The 13,527-nt window shown below is 51.4% G+C and carries 12 protein-coding genes; 9 read left to right on the forward strand and 3 right to left on the reverse strand.

Features of this window, described 5'->3' with window-relative positions; all coding sequences use genetic code 11:
• Positions 1-42: 42 nt before the first annotated feature.
• The 4 genes from MKY59_RS10250 to coaD all read left to right on the forward strand — a co-directional run bounded on the left by MKY59_RS10250 (position 43) and on the right by coaD (position 4,019).
• Complete coding sequence (locus MKY59_RS10250; RefSeq protein WP_339277413.1) at positions 43-1,338, forward strand: arsenic transporter; 1,296 nt, start codon at positions 43-45, stop codon at positions 1,336-1,338.
• Between the two features lie 23 nt (positions 1,339-1,361).
• Entirely contained in the window at positions 1,362-1,781 is a 420-nt protein-coding gene (gene arsC / locus MKY59_RS10255) for an arsenate reductase (thioredoxin) (protein WP_339278366.1), read from the forward strand.
• Positions 1,782-2,914: 1,133 nt separating this feature from the next.
• Positions 2,915-3,511 (forward strand): 16S rRNA (guanine(966)-N(2))-methyltransferase RsmD, encoded by a 597-nt coding sequence (gene rsmD / locus MKY59_RS10260; protein ID WP_339277414.1) that lies wholly within the window; start codon positions 2,915-2,917, stop codon positions 3,509-3,511.
• Positions 3,504-4,019 carry a pantetheine-phosphate adenylyltransferase gene (coaD, locus tag MKY59_RS10265; RefSeq protein WP_236417856.1) on the forward strand — a complete coding sequence of 172 codons (516 nt, stop codon included), beginning with the start codon at positions 3,504-3,506 and terminating at the stop codon, positions 4,017-4,019. Before rsmD ends, coaD begins: the two co-directional genes overlap by 8 nt.
• Here the strand turns inward: coaD and MKY59_RS10270 are convergent.
• Positions 3,997-5,319, reverse strand: a complete 1,323-nt coding sequence (locus tag MKY59_RS10270) for a nucleoside recognition domain-containing protein (protein ID WP_339277415.1) — start codon at positions 5,317-5,319, stop codon at positions 3,997-3,999. The two genes, coaD and MKY59_RS10270, sit on opposite strands and share 23 nt — an antisense overlap.
• A gap of 208 nt (positions 5,320-5,527) precedes the next feature.
• Between MKY59_RS10270 and MKY59_RS10275 the strand changes: the two genes are divergently transcribed.
• A complete protein-coding gene (locus MKY59_RS10275) occupies positions 5,528-6,568 on the forward strand; it encodes a SepM family pheromone-processing serine protease (RefSeq protein ID WP_339277416.1) in 1,041 nt (346 codons plus the stop codon).
• Positions 6,569-7,661: 1,093 nt separating this feature from the next.
• Here MKY59_RS10275 and MKY59_RS10280 read toward each other — a convergent pair.
• Together MKY59_RS10280 and hmpA are read right to left on the reverse strand one after the other, a co-directional pair.
• Positions 7,662-8,894, reverse strand: a complete 1,233-nt coding sequence (locus MKY59_RS10280) for a nucleotidyltransferase (protein WP_339277417.1) — start codon at positions 8,892-8,894, stop codon at positions 7,662-7,664.
• A 167-nt stretch (positions 8,895-9,061) separates the two neighbouring features.
• Positions 9,062-10,300 (reverse strand): NO-inducible flavohemoprotein, encoded by a 1,239-nt coding sequence (gene hmpA, locus MKY59_RS10285; protein ID WP_339277418.1) that lies wholly within the window; start codon positions 10,298-10,300, stop codon positions 9,062-9,064.
• 540 nt (positions 10,301-10,840) lie between these two features.
• On the opposite strand from hmpA, the gene MKY59_RS10290 reads away from it, so the two are divergent.
• The 4 genes from MKY59_RS10290 (at position 10,841) to plsX (ending at position 13,526) form a co-directional block, all read left to right on the forward strand.
• On the forward strand, positions 10,841-11,347 hold the full coding sequence (locus MKY59_RS10290) for a DUF177 domain-containing protein (RefSeq protein WP_236417844.1): 507 nt from the start codon (positions 10,841-10,843) through the stop codon (positions 11,345-11,347).
• 66 nt (positions 11,348-11,413) lie between these two features.
• A complete protein-coding gene (gene rpmF, locus MKY59_RS10295) occupies positions 11,414-11,587 on the forward strand; it encodes a 50S ribosomal protein L32 (protein WP_090923906.1) in 174 nt (57 codons plus the stop codon).
• Between the two features lie 299 nt (positions 11,588-11,886).
• Complete coding sequence (gene fapR / locus MKY59_RS10300; protein WP_290371468.1) at positions 11,887-12,534, forward strand: transcription factor FapR; 648 nt, start codon at positions 11,887-11,889, stop codon at positions 12,532-12,534.
• On the forward strand, positions 12,531-13,526 hold the full coding sequence (plsX, locus tag MKY59_RS10305; protein ID WP_339277419.1) for a phosphate acyltransferase PlsX: 996 nt from the start codon (positions 12,531-12,533) through the stop codon (positions 13,524-13,526). The genes fapR and plsX overlap by 4 nt, the downstream gene beginning before the upstream one ends.
• Position 13,527: the final 1 nt, after the last annotated feature.

Genomic DNA, 13,527 nt, shown 5'->3' on the forward strand with positions numbered 1-13,527 from the left:
TGTATTTCAAGTGTTGAACGATGCAATTAGGAGGTAAATGTAGTGGTTTCTGTGATCCTGGCATGTATCATCTTTTTGATCACATTAGTTCTTGTGATCTGGCAGCCGAAAAATCTGTCCATCGGATGGTCAGCCTGCGGGGGTGCTGTACTGGCACTTTTGGTCGGGGTTGTAGACCTTCACGATGTCATGGATGTTACCCATATTGTCTGGAATGCAACCCTGGCCTTCATTGCCATTATACTCATTTCATTGATACTAGATAAAATTGGTTTCTTTGAATGGGCTGCGTTGCATATGGCTCGGGCAGCTCATGGTAATGGGCGGCGAATGTTTGTTTATGTCACCCTTTTAGGTGCACTGGTAGCGGCATTTTTTGCAAATGACGGGGCAGCACTAATCTTGACTCCGATCGTCCTGGCGATGGTACGAGCACTTCAATTTGATGAGAAAAAGGTATTTCCTTTTATTATCGCGAGTGGATTCATTGCTGATACCACATCGTTACCTCTCGTTGTCAGCAATTTGGTGAATATTGTGTCGGCGGACTTCTTTGGCATCACCTTTTCGGAATATGCCAGCAGGATGATCGTACCGAATGTATTCTCTCTCCTAGCCAGTATCTTGGTCCTGTATTTCTTCTTCCGTAGAAGTATACCTAAACAGTTTGAGTCTTCTCAGCTAAAACCGCCGGTGGATGCGATTAAAGATATGAAGATGTTTCGCTTATCATGGATCGTCCTGGCGCTGCTGCTGATCGGATATTTTATCAGTGAATTCTTAGCTATTCCAGTATCCATCGTAGCAGGTGTTATTGCTATCTTCTTCTTACTGATGGCTAAAAAAAGCTCTGTCGTACCGACAGGAGAAGTGGTCAAGGGCGCTCCATGGGCTATTGTTTTCTTTTCCATTGGAATGTATGTCGTTGTCTATGGTCTTCGTAATGCAGGGCTTACCGATTTGCTTGCTACAGTAATCCAATCTGTTGCTGACCAAGGTTTGTTTGTAGCCACGATGGGAATGGGCTTCATTGCCGCGATTATCTCATCCGTGATGAATAACATGCCTACTGTCATGATTGACGCGTTGGCCATTGATGCCACTTCGGCTACAGGAAAGATTAGAGAAGCATTAATTTACGCCAATGTGATTGGTTCTGATCTTGGTCCTAAAATTACACCGATTGGATCACTGGCCACGTTGCTATGGCTACATGTGCTTACTTCAAAAGGAGTTAAAATCTCCTGGGGAACGTACTTCAAAACGGGGATTGTACTCACCATTCCAACTCTATTAATCACATTGTTTGGCTTGTATTTGTGGTTGTTCATCATTTGATTTGAATATAAAGGAGATTATCGATTATGAAAAAAACAATTTACTTCTTGTGCACAGGGAACTCTTGTCGTAGTCAAATGGCTGAAGGATGGGCAAAAAAGCATTTGGGAGATGACTGGAATGTGTATAGTGCCGGCATTGAAGCCCATGGGCTCAATCCGAACGCGGTTAAAGCCATGAATGAAGTGGACATAGATATTTCTAACCAAACATCAGATATTATTAATCCTAACCTGCTGAACAGCGCTGATCTGGTCGTTACCTTGTGTGGAGATGCTGCAGATAAATGCCCCGTTACTCCACCCCATGTAAGACGTGAGCACTGGGGATTTGATGACCCGGCAAAGGCAAAAGGAACGGATGAAGAAAAATGGGCTGTTTTCCAACGAGTACGTGACCAGGTAGGCGAGCGTATTAAGAGATTTGCAGATACTGGGGAATAATTAAATCAAAAAACAAGCCGGGCAAATGAAGTGACCCCCAAAAAAACTTATGGGAGTTTACTCAAGATTGGGTACACAAATTTTTTGATAATGAACAATTATGGCCCGCAACCCATAGAAGAAAGAGCAATGAGGCGTGGAGGACGTATAAGTATGACTACAAGCAAAAAAGTAATCTTTTCAATCTAAATGATTTGTATAGACGATTGTCTAAAAAGCCATTCATAAAAGGAAAGAAACAAGAATTAGAAATAATGATGATGTATGATTGGCTTCATGAGATTGAAGGTGACGAAGAGTATTGGGAGGAGTATAAAGCGAAAGTGATCGAGAATTATTAAGTTCATTTTCATTAAGATGTGGTAAGGATGAAAGTTAGTCGAGAGTTAATAATGTAGCTGAACGAATTATTGGACACCACACACTGGAAGTGAAAAGTGAAGGATAAAAGTCGTCCACTGAGAAAACGTAACTACTTTAAGCTAATTAATTCGTACGCTGGTGTAATGAGGATTTTGTTCCTGGGGCAAAGTTAAAAGAAATTGAGGAAATCTGCTGAAATGGAAGACCGAAGCCGCTTGATTATTGATTATTAGGGGCATTATCTGAGCCAGCTTTAGTATTAACGAAGTGTAAAGACCAGTTGTTGGCTGATGTATCAGGCCATCTATAAGATAGTACATGATCACAGTGTCCAGAAGCTAAGGGGTTTGATTGATCGGGTGTTCGATATGATCGAGATGCTTCGCAGAGAAATTGGCTTCGAAAGATAATGAGAAAAATGGTGCCCACTTGGTGCCCATATAGACTTCGGAAAAAAGTAAAAACCCATCAGAAACCTTATCTGACGGGCTTTTATTCGGGGCCCTCTTTCGAGAGCCCCTTTCATGGGAGAGGAGAAACCGGACGAAGAGCTTATGGGGAAACGTAAGTCTTCTCCGCGGTTGTCTACGACACTTTTGATGTCGATAATTATAGAATGGCCGGAACAGGGACACTTTATACATGCATTGCCAAAAAGAGTTTCACTTTTTTGCCTGTCAGGAAGACAGGCCTTTTATTTTTCAAACCGTTCCCGAGTGTGGTACGATAGCTTTATCATTAAACTTACATAGAGAAAAGGTGACTCGTCAGTGAGAGTGGTATCGGGAAGTGCCAAAGGAAGGCCGTTGAAGGCTGTTCCCGGCACGGGAACGCGACCGACGACCGACAAGGTGAAGGAAGCGTTGTTTAGCATGATTGGACCTTATTTTGATGGAGGTACAGCGTTGGATCTGTTTGCGGGCAGTGGGGGTCTCGGCATCGAGGCGCTTAGCCGCGGCGTGGACAAGGCTGTTTTTGTTGATTTGGAACCGAAGAGCATTGAAACGATTCGCGCGAATCTAAAGGCAACCAAACTGGAGGATCAAGCCGCCGTATACCGTAATGATGCGGGGCGTGCACTCAAAGCACTGGCAAAGCGCGGCACGCGGTTTGATCTCGTATTCCTGGATCCGCCTTACCGCATGAAAAACGGGGACGAGCTGATGCAGACGATGCATGATCTGGAGCTGCTGGAGCCGGAAGCGACGATTGTGCTCGAATACGAATCCAAGTATGAATATCCGGAGCAGTTCGGCCCGTTTGAACAGACGCGCAAATCGGTTTACGGCGAAACGGCGGTTTCCATCTACCGTTATGAGCCGGAAACGAAAGAGGACATCACAGAGGAGGCACAACCTCATGACTAACGCGAAAACGAATGGCGAACGGATTGCGGTATATCCCGGGAGCTTCGATCCCGTGACGATGGGACATCTCGATATTATCGAGCGGGCTTCCAAGCAGTTTGATCGCGTCATTGTGGCCGTTCTGAACAATATGAGCAAAAATCCGCTTTTCACCGTCGAAGAGCGCACGGATCTGATCGCGGAAGTTACGGCTCATTTACCCAATGTGGAAGTGGATACGTTCCGTGACCTGACGGCGAATTATGTGCGGGAAAAGAATGCCCAGGCCATCGTTCGTGGCGTGCGCTCGGTGACCGATTTCGAATACGAACTGCAGATCGCTTCCACGAACCGCAAATTGAACCCGGACGCGGAAACGATTTTTATGATGACGAATCCCAAATATTCGTATTTAAGCTCCAGTATCGTCAAGGAAATCGCCCATTACGAAGGGGATGTGACCGACCTTGTGTCGCCGGAAGTGGAGATCGCGCTGCGACGCAAAATCAGGGAGAAACGCGGCGATTGATCCACAGGAGCAGTCCTGACAGGACGGCCATAGCGAACAGTAAAACGGACCAAATGACAAGTGCCGCCGGAACAGCATGCCACAAGGTGTAAGGTCCGTCGGCGTAATGCCGGAACAGGGAATATCCTTGGGACCAGTCCACACCATCGGCATTTGCATGAGGATGGAAGGTTGCTTGCGCTCCCGGGAGGTATCGGGCAAACGGCGTCCAGAGCAGCACGGCAGCTCCAAAAGCAATGAGCCCATGAAGGACGCGGGCTGCCGCAAAACGGAACAGGTGGCCTTTCGTCATGGAAATGGATTTCAAGGCTGCAAACACCTGCAGGTGAGAACAAAGCCCTCCCCAGCCGAGAACGGCAGCGGTCAAGGCAATGAGCACGACTTGATCCAGATGGGATTTGCTTAAATGGTATGCGCCCAGGTGCATCTCAAGAAAAGCGGGCCACATCGCGACCGGGGAGCCGGGCGTCAGGAACAAGCCGAGCAGGCGGATCAGAACAGCAAAAACAATGATGTAACCTCCCGTCATCATCAAGGTTTGCACTGCCTGAGATACGGTATCGCCAAGCAGTTTGCCGAATGAACGGCCGTCGAGAAGGTGCGCCTCCCGGGCTGCATTCAGCATTCGGCGAAGGAGGTTTCTTGGTGGATGGAGGGAGCTTGGGGCAGTCTGAGAGGCTGTCCTGTTTTTGGACCCGATCGCTCCTTTATGGCTGTGCTGCGGCGGCGTTGTCTGTGGAGACGATGCTTCCTGACTGGTCGCCATCGGAGTTAATCGGCTTAAGAGGATGGCCGTGATCCAGGCGCTAAACCAGTGGACGAGCAGCAGAAAATATCCGGCAGCCGGCTGCTGAAGAAATACGGCTCCGATCACCAATACAATGACCATCGGATTGGCGAAATGGGCGAATGACGCAAGCGCTGCGGCCTGCCTGTCGGTTAATTTTCCCTCTTCCGCAAGCCTTGCCGTCATATCTGCGCCTGCCGGGAATCCGCCGATCATGCCAAAGGCAAAGACAAGGCCGGCCTGACCGGGGAGACGAAAGCATGTTTTCATCAACGGCTCGAACAGTACGGCGAGGGCAGCGGTAAAACCGAAGGCATGCAGCATTTGAGATAACATCAGGAACGGCAGCATGGAGGGGAAAATCAGTTTCCACCAAATGTCCAGTCCCTGAATGGAAGCGTCGAAGGCTTGTTTGGGCGAGAGGACAACGGCGACAACCAGCAATAAAGCACCTGTGCTCATAAGTATGGTACGTAATGGGCCGGATCGGGCGGCCTGGGTCTGCATTATCATCGGTTCACCTCAATATGATAATAGGCGTTCGCTTTCAAACGCGTTTGCTTCCGGGGTGGACGGCCGAATAGCGTCCGCAGACGATTCGGCCTTGACCGGACAGGCGGCAAAGCAAGGGCGGCCTACCCGGCCTGTACCATTGTATGCCCGAGCATGAGGGTGTTAGACTAATAAATATCGTAGGAAACGTTAAGAACGGGGGTGTGCAATGAATCGGATTCGGAAATCGGGCGGTTTCAGAGTTTCGATCTTCGTGATCGTGGTTGCTCTGATCGTTTACGTAACGGTGTACATGCCGACGCCGTACATCATTTACATGCCCGGCAGCGCGGATGAGGTCAAACCCATGGTCACCGTGAAGGACGGGGACAGCGAAGAACGCGGGACATTTATGATGACGACGGTATCGGCAACGTATGCCAACGTGTTTTTGCTTGGCGCCTCGTTGTTTAACAAAAATGCCGAGATCGATAAGAAAGAGGATCGGTTGCGGGGCAAAACGGAGGCCGAATATTCGGCGGAGCAAGTATGGTTCATGAGCGATTCGCAGTCTTCTGCCATGGAAGCCGCGTACGAGAAGGCAGGAATCAAATATGCCATCGTACCGGAGCATATATTTGTGTTCGGTTTATCGGAAGATCCAAAACCGCAGGGGGACATCGCGCCGGGAGACATCATCTTGGGTGTAAACGGAACGGCGACCCCGGACAACACGGTGCTCTCGGCTCAACTCAAAAACCTGAAGGTCGGTGACACGGTTGAAATGCAGTTGGAACGGGGCGGCGAGACGATTAGCCGGGACGTGGAGCTGGTGGAAGTAAAGGACAGCAAAACCGGGAAAACCCGGCCAGGACTCGGCGTGATGATCGGCACCGTGCAAAAGGTCAAACCGGAAGATTCCAGCAAACAAATCACGTTTACGGATACCCGGGTGGGCGGTCCATCCGCTGGTTTGATGTTTACGCTGGAAATTTATAACCAGTTGACCCAAGGAGACCTCACCCATGGACACCGGATTGCCGGGACGGGTACGATCACGAAGGATGGCGTTGTTGGCCCGATCGGCGGGGTCGTGCACAAAATCGTGGCCGCCGACCGGAAAAATGCGGAGGTTTTCTTTGTCCCGCAGGACAATTATAAGGATGCTGCGGCCAAAGCCGAGCAGATCGGCAGCAAAATGAAAATCGTTCCCGTAAGCACGGTAGACGATGCACTGGCTTATTTAAAGACGTTGACCGTAAAATCGTAAGATCATGTTCCGCAGATGGACAGTGCCGGAATATAACCTGATTGGGTAAATGTCGCTTCGATAGATCATTTGGGTGTATTCCCGTTTCAGCAAAAAGAGCGATCAAGGAGCAGGCTGCTGCCTGACCTGGTCGCTCTTTATGGTTTTCCAAGGTGCAAGAGGACGCGAAACTGGAGTAAAAGAGGGGGATATGCCGGGCTGAGATCGGAGAATTGCCTGGGACGATTTGCGGCACAGAGGCAAGTTACACAAGTGTCTGAACGCAGCGGAATGGTTCATGCATTACGGCAGCCTTTACTGTGCGCAGGTAGGACGAAATATCCCCTCCTCAGAGACCTTATCTGCCTCGTTTGGCATATTGTGCGCCGATTTTTGCCCTGGAATTTAGTATGATGCGCTGGAGGTCGATGGCGTTATTCATTTCTGACGAACCCTAGGCACGTTATCGGGAGCTGATCGTGGGTTGCAATCTGTAACGAACTTCAGGCACGCTAAACGTGACGAAATGAGCTGGAATGCTGCTAAAATGCGGAAATAAGGTGCGTCAGGTTCGTAAGCCAAAGAATTACGCGAAATATGACGAAATAAGGTGTGTTTGGTTCGTAAGAGCTCGGGATGACTGATAACGAATAACGAATGACTATATAGATTGAACCGGAAATTTACACGATAACGAAGAGGGCAGAAAGAATCTGGAGAAGCGAAGCGGTCTAAAAGCTTCTTGAAAGAAAGCTGCTTCGGAAGCATAGGCTTATCACCAGATTTTCCCCTTAACTAAAGGGATTCAAAAAAATCTGGGGATAACAGCGATCGGAAGATGGTTCTGACCGCGTAGTGTCTCTGTGTAAAAATCTTTGGTTCAACCTATATAATAACCAATGACTAGTGTCCAAAACTGAAAATGATCAAATGGCTGATGGGGTAGTAAGCAAGTGATCAAATGGCTAATAGACCACGAAGTAAGTAAGTGAACCATGACCAAGCAGCAATGGTGTCAATGAACCAATGAAGGCCCGCAATCATACGAATGACCGCGAGCCTTTTTGTCATTGCAGCTCAATAGAAGCATATATGTTTCGGATTTCATGATGGATTACAGCCTTACCGGAGGCTCGAAAAAATCGCTGAACATCATGCGCGAGCTTGTCTGTTCATATGCAAGGGCATATGCTGCCTGTGCTTGGATATCCATTTCCAGGTGAGGGTGCGTGAAGCCGGAAGGTTTCATGACCACAGGCAAGGAGGCCGTTTTTTTCATTTGTTTTAATAACGTTTGGCCAGTGGCATTGAAACCGAGCACGCGCAGATAACCCGGACCTTCGGATAACGACATGGGCGACAACTCTTCCTTGCTATGATTGAGAAGCACATGGGTTAGCATGCGCTGCAGCTTGGTGCGCGTATAACGTTTGGTTTTGAGCGCGGCCAGCAGCGCTTCGACGCTGGGCTCCGGCAGTTGGGCCAGGGCACGGCCCAACCGGTGTTCGAGGCCTTCCGTGACCTCGGCGATGCGCGCCAGCTCGGAGGCACGGCGCGTGGCCGCGATGTGCAGCAGCGGCCGCGCCAGGCGCTCCCAATGCACGGGAGCGCGCCCTTCCTGCCATTCGCGCCGCAGAATGGCAAGCGAAGCCGCCGGCACGTACGGCGCGGCGGCTTCGGGCCCGTCCGCCAGCAGCAGGCGGCGGACGGCCGTGGCACTGGCGATCGCCCCCGGCCCGGGCGTCGCCTCGTGGTAGGCGGCACCGGTACGCGCCGCCGTCAAAGGCGTGATCGCGCTGCCCAGCCGCTGCAGCGCGATCAGGTAGTGCAGCCCAAGCGAATTGTTGGGCTGCCCGAGCAGTGCGGCGGCGGCATCCGCCTCGACGCCGCCGGGCGCCAGCGCTGCCGCCGCGCCGGCGTACGCGGCGGGGTAGCTGGCGCCTTCCCGCAGGCGGCGCGCGATGTCCTCGCGCAGCCCTGCGGGCTCCACAGCCAGCACGCGCGCGATGCGCTGCAGGCTGTCCAGGTCGCCGGACTCGCTGCCAAAGCAGAGCGAGTCCACCACCCCGGTGCGGTCCAGCAGGGACACCGCACCGAAGGCAAACCATTCCGCCGGCTGCACCGCATACGCCACCGGCAATTCAAACACCAGATCGGCGCCTGCGTGCAGCGCCATCTCGGTGCGCGCCCTTTTGCCCACGATCGCGGGTTCCCCGCGTTGAAGGAAAGGGCCGCTCATGACGGCCACCACGGCGTCCGCTCCGCTCAGCCGCCGGGCCTCTTCAAGATGATAAACATGCCCGTTATGCAGCGGGTTGTATTCCACAATGACGCCAACAACCTTCATAGGTTCCCGTGCTCCTTTCTCTGTTTCGGTTGGCTGAACACATATCTTGTTCAATAATAGGGCAATGCCCATGCATGTTCAAATCGGAAGATGCGCAAATGGCAAAAAAGACACGCTCCCGACATCGTTTTCGATGCAGGGCGTGTCTTGTCAGACGTGGCTGAGGGTTATCTGCTCTCTGCTGCAGCTGAGACCAGACTTGCCTTTGGTCCAAAGAATTCGTAATGAATGAGGTCTTCCGCAACTCCTAATTCCCGTAGTGCCTGATACGTATCGCGCATGAACGAAACAGGTCCGCACATGTAAAACGAAGCATCCGATTCAGGAAGGATCGATTTCAGCCAAGCAGCGTCCAGATGACCTTCCTTTTGGAAACGAAGCTGTTCCTTGTCCGTGGACGATGGCTGTGTATAACAGTAGTGTGCTTGAACGTTGGCGTGGGTATCGGCTAAGGTGTCCACATGTTCCCGAAAAGCGTGCAGCTGGCCATGGCGGGCCGCGTGTACAAAAGTAACGGATGCATTGCCGTCCGCTTGCACCAGTGCATTCAACATGCTGACCATCGGCGTAAGTCCGACACCGGCGCTGAGCAGCACGACAGGCCGCGGGTCTGCCAGGTCGAGCGTGAAGTCCCCGGCTGGCGCAGAAACTTCGACGAGACTGCCCTCGTCAAGCTCATCGTGCAGATGGTTCGAGATAACGCCGTCAGGCCGTTCCGAAGTACCTTGCTCCCGTTTGACGGAAATGCGGTAATACGGTTTGCCTGGTGCATCCGAAAGGCTGTATTGGCGAATATGCGTATTGGATTGCCCCGGCGGGGTCAGTTTTACGCTGATATACTGTCCGGGAACAAATGCAGCGATGGCAGATCCATCCTCCGGAACGAGATAAAATGAAGTGATCAGGTCGCTCTCCGGCACCTTTTTCGCGACGCGGAACGAGCGGAATCCTTGCCATCCGCCAGGCTGGCTTGCAGCTTCGGCATACATCTCCCGTTCAATGCCGATGAATGCATCGGCAATGACGCCGTAGGCATCCGCCCAAGCGGAGACAATTTCATCCGTCGCGGCATCGCCGAGCACGTCTTTAATCGCCTGCAGCAGGAATTTGCCCACAATGGCGTATTGTTCCGGCGTGATGCCCAGACTGCGGTGTTTGTGCGCGACTTGGCGAACGGCCGGCAGGATCGAGGGCAGGTTATCGATATGTTTGGCGGCGGCGTAGACCATGTTGGCAAGCGCGGCTTGCTGACGCCCCTGCTTCTGGTTGGCATGGTTGAATACGTTCAGCAGCTCGGGATGGGCGGCGAACATCGTTTGATAGAAATGGCGCGTAATGGCTTCGCCGTGGACTTCGAGCACGGGAACCGTGGATTTGATGACGTTGATCGTATGATTGCTTAACATGGGCAATACCTCCTGGCAAAGGGTTGAATATCACTACATCTTTTGGCGGTACGCATCAGTGCCGCTGGTGTAACGCAAGTATAGTTTTCAAATAAAGGCGTCTGTGTGATCTAAATCACACTTATCATTAACGATCTGTGACCAAATGGATATTCCTATAGAAGAAACAGATGTGTTCGGCATATTCGATACCGTTTGCAACCTAAGCCCAAAACGATATAATAGATCAGGCGTGACGGACATCATCGCGAAAATGTTTCGTGACGTTTGTCTGCAAGGATGTCTTTGGGCGGCATTGGAGGACATCGTCGGGGAAAGCCTGTTTTCAAGAAGGGTGTAAAGTTAAAAGTGTTGACAAACGTCTCGGGAAATCGGTATAATGATTTTTGTTTGTTAAGTCCATTTCATTATGGTTTTCCGGACACATGGTCAGAATACATACAGTAGGGACCGGGAGCGCATGGTGCGCGGGTCCATTCTGTAAATTTGGCAGCTAGTGACTTAGGTTCATAATGAAATTGGTCGTCTGGAGTGATGGTAATGTTAGTGTCGTTTCGCAAAGCGGCAACCAGCGGCAGACCTTTAAGCTTTAATGAGCAGTGGGATGTCACACAACTGGTTTCTGACCGAAAAGATATCACAGCCGTTACCCCGCTGACTGCGGATTTGTCCGTTCAGCCAGAATCGGGGGGCGTGGTGGATGTTCAAGGCACGTTGACGGCAGGAGTGGACATGTTGTGCTCCCGTTGTCTCAAGCCGGTTAACGAACATCTTCATATTGATTTTCATGAGCAATTCAAGCAGGGAGACCAGCCGGAGGACATGGAGGAAGACGATGATATCATCTATGTGGATGAGGATCAATTCGACCTGAAACTGTACGCCGAAGAGGCTTTTCTGCTGAACCTGCCGTTTATACCGCTATGCAGCGATACATGCAAAGGGCTCTGCCCAACGTGTGGCCATGAGCTGAACGAAGGGGATTGCGGCTGCGATAACGAAGTTATCGACCCGCGACTTGCAGGGCTCAAAGATTTTTTCAAATGAGCATCAATGAAAATCGAAAAGTTTGAACTGCCTGTAAAGGTTGATTTTGATAAGGAGGTGGGAATAATGGCAGTACCTCAACGGAGAACGTCCAAGACACGTCGCGACAAACGTCGTACTCACTTTAAATTGGCTGTGCCGGGCATGGTGAAATGTGAACAATGCGGCGAATTGAAGCTTGCTCACCACGTGTGCAAAGTGTGCGGAACGTACAAAGCAAGAGAGATCATCTCTCAATAATAGCAACAACCGGGTAGTATCTCATTTCGGTGAGGTACTACTTTTTTGTTTTCGCCGTAGCGAAAGTGATAGAATGGATACAGTGGACGGTGAATCGGGCCGGAAGTCCCATTGGCAAGCGGATTTAAGATGTGCATCTTTCTTTTTGGCGGCGTATGATATATACTATAGTTTAGTACCAGGTTCTAAGATTTGACGTTACATAGATACGAAAGCGACAAAGCTGCCTTTAGCGTAGGCGGCGATGAATTCAAATATAGCAACGAACAACGAACATTGGAGTGGCAGGATACACCTGAATGGCCTGCTTCGGTACGGCCGGTTTCAGGTACAGATTTCAGCAGGGGGTGTCAGACATCGAACGTTTACCCAAAAAGCAGAGGCAGCAGCAGTTAACCAAAATGATCGAAGACAACCCGTTTGTAACGGATCAAGAGCTAACGCGCCAATTAAAGGTGAGCATCCAGACGATTCGTCTCGACAGGCTTGAGCTCGGAATACCCGAGCTGCGCGAACGGATGAAGCTGATGGCCGAGCTTTCCTATGACCAGGTGCGTTCCCTTCCGCTGCACGAGATCATTGGTGACATCGTGGACCTGCAATTGGATAAAAGCGGCATTTCCCTGTTTGAGATCCGGGAAGAACACGTATTTTCGCGGACAGGCATTGCGCGCGGGCACTATGTGTTCGCGCAGGCCAATTCCCTTGCGGTCGCGGTCATCAATGACGAGATTGCTTTGACGGCTTCGGCGGACATACGCTTTGTGCGCTCCGTTCATTTGGGCGAGAAGTGCATTGCCAAGGCTTACGTAAGATCGATCCCTGGCCAGAAAGGGAAAGCTAAGGTCGAAGTGTTCACGTATGTTGGCGAAGAGATGGTGTTCCAGGGCAATTTTGTGATCTACCGTTCGGGTGGAGAAGATACGGAAGGAGAGGCTTCGAAATGAGAATCGTGATTGATGCCATGGGGGGCGACAACGCCCCTGCGGCAACCGTGGAAGGCGCGCTGTCCGCTGCCGCGGAATGGCCTGACGCACAGATCGTATTGGTCGGCGACGAAGGCAGGCTGGAGCCGATCCTGAGCAAGGCAGCGACGAAACCTGCGAATTTGTCTGTGCGGCACGCATCCGAAGTGATCGGTTCGGACGACGAACCGGTCAAGGCGGTCCGTCGCAAAAAAGACGCTTCCATGGTCGTTGCCGGCCGCATGCTGAAGGAAGGCGAAGCAGACGCCATGATTTCGGCCGGCAATACCGGCGCGCTCATGACGACGGGGTTGTTGGTTGTAGGCCGCATGGAGGGCATTGAACGTCCCGCGCTTGCGCCGATGATTCCGACGATCGACGATGTCGGCGTGCTTGCGCTGGATTTGGGAGCCAATATGGATGCCAAACCGGAGCATCTTGCCCAGTATGCGCTCATGGGGAGCTTGTACCGCCAGAAAGTTCAGGGCATCGACTCGCCGCGAGTGGGCCTGCTTAATGTCGGCACGGAAGAAGGGAAAGGTAACGAGTTGACCAAAAACGCGTATCCTTTGCTGAAGGAACTGCCGATTCGTTTCGTGGGCAACGTGGAAGCGCGCGATGTGCTGACGGCTGAGTGCGACGTGCTTGTGTGCGACGGTTTCGCCGGCAACATTTTGCTGAAATCGATGGAAGGTACGGCTGGAGCGATCTTTTCACTGCTCAAAGAGCAGTTTTCATCTTCTTTAAAAAGCAAGCTCGCCGCTGCCGTGTTAATGCCTGAACTGCGCGGGCTGAAACGCAAACTGGATTACACGGAGCACGGGGGCGCGCCGCTGCTTGGCCTGAGCAAACTCGTTGTGAAGAGCCATGGCTCGGCGGATGGCAATGCGATCAAAAACGCGGTGCGTCAGGCGAGAATCGCCATTCAGAATCAACTGGTGGAGAGCATATCCAAGGAAATTAGCGGGAAGTGAG

It is taken from the genome of Paenibacillus sp. FSL W8-0426, assembly GCF_037969725.1.
Classification (GTDB): Bacteria; Bacillota; Bacilli; order Paenibacillales; family Paenibacillaceae; genus Paenibacillus; species Paenibacillus hubeiensis.

Coding starts and splice junctions, on each gene's coding strand:
- plsX (WP_339277419.1), top strand. CDS start 12,531: ATGAGAATCGTGATTGATGCCATGGGGGGCGACAACGCCCCTGCGGCA.
- hmpA (WP_339277418.1), bottom strand. CDS start 10,300: ATGTTAAGCAATCATACGATCAACGTCATCAAATCCACGGTTCCCGTG.
- fapR (WP_290371468.1), top strand. CDS start 11,887: ATGGCCTGCTTCGGTACGGCCGGTTTCAGGTACAGATTTCAGCAGGGG.
- rpmF (WP_090923906.1), top strand. CDS start 11,414: ATGGCAGTACCTCAACGGAGAACGTCCAAGACACGTCGCGACAAACGT.
- coaD (WP_236417856.1), top strand. CDS start 3,504: ATGACTAACGCGAAAACGAATGGCGAACGGATTGCGGTATATCCCGGG.
- MKY59_RS10270 (WP_339277415.1), bottom strand. CDS start 5,319: ATGATAATGCAGACCCAGGCCGCCCGATCCGGCCCATTACGTACCATA.
- MKY59_RS10280 (WP_339277417.1), bottom strand. CDS start 8,894: ATGAAGGTTGTTGGCGTCATTGTGGAATACAACCCGCTGCATAACGGG.
- MKY59_RS10290 (WP_236417844.1), top strand. CDS start 10,841: ATGTTAGTGTCGTTTCGCAAAGCGGCAACCAGCGGCAGACCTTTAAGC.
- MKY59_RS10275 (WP_339277416.1), top strand. CDS start 5,528: ATGAATCGGATTCGGAAATCGGGCGGTTTCAGAGTTTCGATCTTCGTG.